3 rRNA genes are annotated in these 5867 nt (G+C 59.4%); all 3 read right to left on the minus strand.

Going from position 1 to position 5867, the window contains the following annotated elements:
* Window positions 1–512 precede the first annotated feature (512 nt).
* The 3 genes from rrf to KIK08_RS36650 all read right to left on the minus strand — a co-directional run bounded on the left by rrf (window position 513) and on the right by KIK08_RS36650 (window position 5730).
* Window positions 513–629: ribosomal RNA gene (gene rrf / locus KIK08_RS36640) — 5S ribosomal RNA — on the minus strand.
* Between the two features lie 80 nt (window positions 630–709).
* Window positions 710–3835: ribosomal RNA gene (locus tag KIK08_RS36645) — 23S ribosomal RNA — on the minus strand.
* Between the two features lie 373 nt (window positions 3836–4208).
* Window positions 4209–5730: ribosomal RNA gene (locus tag KIK08_RS36650) — 16S ribosomal RNA — on the minus strand.
* The 16S, 23S and 5S rRNA genes sit together here, the layout of an rRNA operon.
* Window positions 5731–5867 lie beyond the last annotated feature (137 nt).

The raw sequence follows: 5867 nt of genomic DNA on the forward strand, positions 1-5867 counted from the left end.
CGGCCGGCCGCGGCCGCGGGCGGGCCGCGGGGTCCAGCCGGAGCCGCGGCGGTCGCCGCTGTCGTTCGAGCGCGCAGGGCGGCGGTCGTCGCGGTCGTCCTGCCAGGAGCGGCGGGGACGCTCACGCCCGGCGTCGTCGCGCCGGTCGTCGCGGCGCGCACCGCCGGTGCGGTCGCCCGAGCCGCGGCGGTCGTCGCGGCCGGCCCAGCCGCTGCCCGTGCGGGAGCCGCCGTGGGGGCGGTCTCCGCGATCCGAGCGTCCCTGCTGCCCGCCCGACGAGCGGGATTCCCGCCCGCCGCTGCGGTCGTTCCGGTCCTTGGGGTTCCGTGCGCCGCCGCGGTCGTCTCGCCGCGGACGGTTATCGCCGGAACCATCCGCGATACTCACCTGTCGATGATACAGAGCGCTCGCCGCGCGGCGCCCGGCCGCCCACCCGGGGCCTCGTCCCGGCCGGCGGAAATGAGCACGAAAAAAGGGCCCGGATCCTGAAAACAGGATCCCCCCATGTTGAATGTCGGCGGCGACCTACTCTCCCACACCCTGACGAGTGCAGTACCATCGGCGCTGGAGGGCTTAGCTTCCGGGTTCGGGATGGGACCGGGCGTACCCCCTCCGCCACAACCACCGACAACACTATCCAAAATCACATAGATAGACGCTGCTCATGGTTGTGTGCTCAGGGTCACACAGTGGATGCGAACAAAATGTTGTGGTCAAGCCCTCGGCCTATTAGTACCAGTCAACTCCACCCCTCACGAGGCTTCCATCTCTGGCCTATCAACCCCATGGTCTCTAGGGGGCCTTACCCACGCAAAGGTGGTGGGATACCTCATCTTGGAACGAGCTTCCCGCTTAGATGCCTTCAGCGGTTATCCCTTCCGAACATAGCCAACCAGCCATGCCCCTGGCGGGACAACTGGCACACCAGAGGTTCGTCCGTCCCGGTCCTCTCGTACTAGGGACAGCCTTCCTCAAGTATCCTACGCGCGCGGCGGATAGGGACCGAACTGTCTCACGACGTTCTAAACCCAGCTCGCGTACCGCTTTAATGGGCGAACAGCCCAACCCTTGGGACCGACTCCAGCCCCAGGATGCGACGAGCCGACATCGAGGTGCCAAACCATGCCGTCGATATGGACTCTTGGGCAAGATCAGCCTGTTATCCCCGGGGTACCTTTTATCCGTTGAGCGACACCCCTTCCACCAGGAGGTGCCGGATCACTAGTCCCGACTTTCGTCCCTGCTCGACCCGTCAGTCTCACAGTCAAGCTCCCTTGTGCACTTACACTCAACACCTGATTGCCAACCAGGCTGAGGGAACCTTTGGGCGCCTCCGTTACTCTTTGGGAGGCAACCGCCCCAGTTAAACTACCCACCAGGCACTGTCCCTGAACCAGATCATGGCCCGAGGTTCAGACACCCAATTCGACCAGAGTGGTATTTCAAGAACGACTCCACACCCACTAGCGTGAACGCTTCACAGTCTCCCACCTATCCTACACAAGCCGAACCGAGCACCAATACCAAGCTGTAGTAAAGGTCCCGGGGTCTTTCCGTCCTGCCGCGCGTAACGAGCATCTTTACTCGTAATGCAATTTCGCCGAGTCTGTGGTCGAGACAGCGCCCAAGTCGTTACGCCATTCGTGCAGGTCGGAACTTACCCGACAAGGAATTTCGCTACCTTAGGATGGTTATAGTTACCACCGCCGTTTACTGGCGCTTAAATTCTCCGCTTCGCCCCGAAGAGCTAACAGGTCCTCTTAACGTTCCAGCACCGGGCAGGCGTCAGTCCGTATACATCGTCTTACGACTTCGCACGGACCTGTGTTTTTAGTAAACAGTCGCTTGGGCCTGGTCTCTGCGACCGCCCAACCCTAGCCCGCGAAGGGCTTCAAGCCAGACGGTCCTCCTTCTCCCGAAGTTACGGAGGTATTTTGCCGAGTTCCTTAACCACAGTTCACTCGATCGCCTCGGTATTCTCTACCTGACCACCTGTGTCGGTTTAGGGTACGGGCCGCAACAGCACTCGCTAGAGGCTTTTCTCGGCAGCATGGGATCACCCTACTTCGCCTCAATCGGCTACGCATCACCTCTCACCCACGCCATCAAAGGCAGAGAACCGGATTTACCTGGTCCTCGAGCTACAGGCTTGCACCAGGACAACCAACGCCTGGCGGAGCTACCCTCCTGCGTCACCCCATCGCTTGCCTACTACCAGCTCGGGCCCCACGCTCCCCCAACAAACCAACCCGAAGGTCGGTAAGCGGGTTCGGATGGTTAGCATCACTGGCCTCAGCACGGGCGCACTATCACGAGCACGGGAATATCAACCCGTTGTCCATCGACTACGCCTGTCGGCCTCGCCTTAGGTCCCGGCTCACCCTGGGCGGAACAACCTGGCCCAGGAACCCTTGGTCATTCGGCGGCAGAGATTCTCACTCTGCATTCGCTACTCATGCCTGCATTCTCACTCACACACCCTCCACCCCTGGGTCACCCCGAGGCTTCACCGGATGCATGACGCTCCCCTACCCAACACCACAACTACACAACAGCCCGAAGACTGAAGCGGGTTACCTATGATGTTGCCACGGCTTCGGCGGTGCACTTGAGCCCCGCTACATTGTCGGCGCAGGACCACTTGACCAGTGAGCTATTACGCACTCTTTAAAGGGTGGCTGCTTCTAAGCCAACCTCCTGGTTGTCCGGGCGATCCCACATCCTTTCCCACTTAGCACACGCTTAGGGGCCTTAGCCGGTGATCTGGGCTGTTTCCCTCTCGACTACGAAGCTTATCCCCCGCAGTCTCACTGCCGCGCTAAAAGTACCGGCATTCGGAGTTTGGCTGAGTTCAGTAAGCTTGTCGGCCCCCTAGCCCATCCAGTGCTCTACCTCCGGCACCCACCACACGACGCTGCACCTAAATGCATTTCGGGGAGAACCAGCTATCACGGAGTTTGATTGGCCTTTCACCCCTACCCACAGCTCATCCCCCAGGTTTTCAACCCTGGTGGGTTCGGGCCTCCACGACCTCTTACAGCCGCTTCACCCTGGCCATGGGTAGATCACTCCGCTTCGGGTCTACACCCCGCGACTACACGCCCTATTCAGACTCGCTTTCGCTACGGCTACCCCACAACAGGTTAACCTCGCCACGAAGCATAACTCGCAGGCTCATTCTTCAAAAGGCACGCCATCACCAACAAAAGCCAGCTCTGACGGCTTGTAAGCACACGGTTTCAGGTACTATTTCACTCCCCTCCCGGGGTACTTTTCATCTTTCCCTCACGGTACTAGTCCGCTATCGGTCACCAGGGAGTATTTAGGCTTACCGGGTGGTCCCGGCAGATTCACAGCAGATTCCACGAGCCCGCTGCTACTCGGGAACACAACCCAACACAGCATGTGCATTTTCGCGTACGGGGCTCTCACCCACTACGGCAACCCTTTCCAGAGGTCTTCCGCTAACACACACCACCATGATCACCATCTCGGCAGAAATGATACGGCTGGTCCCACAACACCCACACTGCAACGCCTGCCGGCTTGACACAGCACAGGTTTAGCCTCATCCGCTTTCGCTCGCCACTACTCACGGAATCACTGTTGTTTTCTCTTCCTGTGGGTACTGAGATGTTTCACTTCCCCACGTTCCCCCCAACACCCTATGAATTCAGATGCTGGTAACGCCCCATGACGGGCGCTGGGTTTCCCCATTCGGACACCCTCGGATCACAGCTAGGTTGACAACTCCCCGAGGACTATCGCGGCCTCCCACGTCCTTCATCGGCTCCTGATGCCAAGACATCCACCATGTGCTCTTACACACTTCACCACAACAAGATGCTCGCATCCACTATGCAACACTCAACACACAACCACACCCCAACGTGACGAACCACCACCACACCCACCCACCATGAAACCTCCATGAGACTTCGGGATGCGTTAGACGGTCCAGGCCAGGAGCAGCCATACCAAGAAAACCCCAACAGGTGTCTTCTCAGGACCCAACAGTGTGCCAAGCGCAAGTCTTCCAGGACTGCATCGGTCTCGTGTTCCACCCAGCCACAGCCAGCTCCGCGCCGAAGCGCGTTCGACCAACTGTGGAATCAGTGATAAGGAAAACCAGCCACGTCCTTCCACCAGCCTTGCGGCCAGTAGACATCCGAGCTGGTTCATCCCACCAACACGGTGAGACTCCTTAGAAAGGAGGTGATCCAGCCGCACCTTCCGGTACGGCTACCTTGTTACGACTTCGTCCCAATCGCCAGTCCCACCTTCGACAACTCCCTCCCCGCAAGCGGGGTTAGGCCGTCGGCTTCGGGTGTTACCAACTTTCGTGACGTGACGGGCGGTGTGTACAAGGCCCGGGAACGTATTCACCGCAGCGTTGCTGATCTGCGATTACTAGCGACTCCAACTTCACGGGGTCGAGTTGCAGACCCCGATCCGAACTGAGACCAGCTTTAAGGGATTCGCTCCACCTCACGGTCTCGCAGCCCTCTGTACTGGCCATTGTAGCATGTGTGAAGCCCTGGACATAAGGGGCATGATGACTTGACGTCATCCCCACCTTCCTCCGAGTTGACCCCGGCAGTCTCCCATGAGTCCCCGCCATAACGCGCTGGCAACATGGAACGAGGGTTGCGCTCGTTGCGGGACTTAACCCAACATCTCACGACACGAGCTGACGACAGCCATGCACCACCTGCACACCAGCCACAAGGGAACGCCTATCTCTAGACGCGTCTGGCGCATGTCAAACCCAGGTAAGGTTCTTCGCGTTGCATCGAATTAATCCACATGCTCCGCCGCTTGTGCGGGCCCCCGTCAATTCCTTTGAGTTTTAGCCTTGCGGCCGTACTCCCCAGGCGGGGCGCTTAATGCGTTAGCTGCGGCACAGAGACCGTGGAATGGCCCCCACACCTAGCGCCCACCGTTTACGGCGTGGACTACCAGGGTATCTAATCCTGTTCGCTCCCCACGCTTTCGCTCCTCAGCGTCAGTATCGGCCCAGAGACCCGCCTTCGCCACCGGTGTTCCTCCTGATATCTGCGCATTTCACCGCTACACCAGGAATTCCAGTCTCCCCTGCCGAACTCCAGTCATGCCCGTATCGACCGCAAGCTCAGGGTTAAGCCCCAAGTTTTCACGACCGACGCGACAGACCGCCTACGAGCTCTTTACGCCCAATAATTCCGGACAACGCTCGCACCCTACGTATTACCGCGGCTGCTGGCACGTAGTTGGCCGGTGCTTCTTATCCAGGTACCGTCACTCACGCTTCGTCCCTGGCGAAAGAGGTTTACAACCCGAAGGCCGTCATCCCCCACGCGGCGTCGCTGCGTCAGGCTTCCGCCCATTGCGCAATATTCCCCACTGCTGCCTCCCGTAGGAGTCTGGGCCGTGTCTCAGTCCCAGTGTGGCCGGTCGCCCTCTCAGGCCGGCTACCCGTCGTCGCCTTGGTAGGCCATCACCCCACCAACAAGCTGATAGGCCGCGGGCCCATCCCCAACCGAAAAACTTTCCACCCCACACCATGCGATGAGAGGTCATATCCGGTATTAGACCCAGTTTCCCGGGCTTATCCCAGAGTTGGGGGCAGGTCACCCACGTGTTACTCACCCGTTCGCCGCTCGTGTACCCCGAAGGGCCTTACCGCTCGACTTGCATGTGTTAAGCACGCCGCCAGCGTTCGTCCTGAGCCAGGATCAAACTCTCCAACAAAACCTGGCAAAACCACTGCACAAGCAACGCACGGGGTACGCACTCGCACAGCCGAACATATCTGGCACAAAACCAAAACCAGAAAACAATAGCTCGACACACTGTTGAGTTCTCAAAAGACACCCACACACCATCCA

Origin of the sequence: Pseudonocardia lacus (assembly GCF_018531445.1) — a bacterium.
GTDB classification, from domain to species: Bacteria; Actinomycetota; Actinomycetes; order Mycobacteriales; family Pseudonocardiaceae; genus Pseudonocardia; species Pseudonocardia lacus.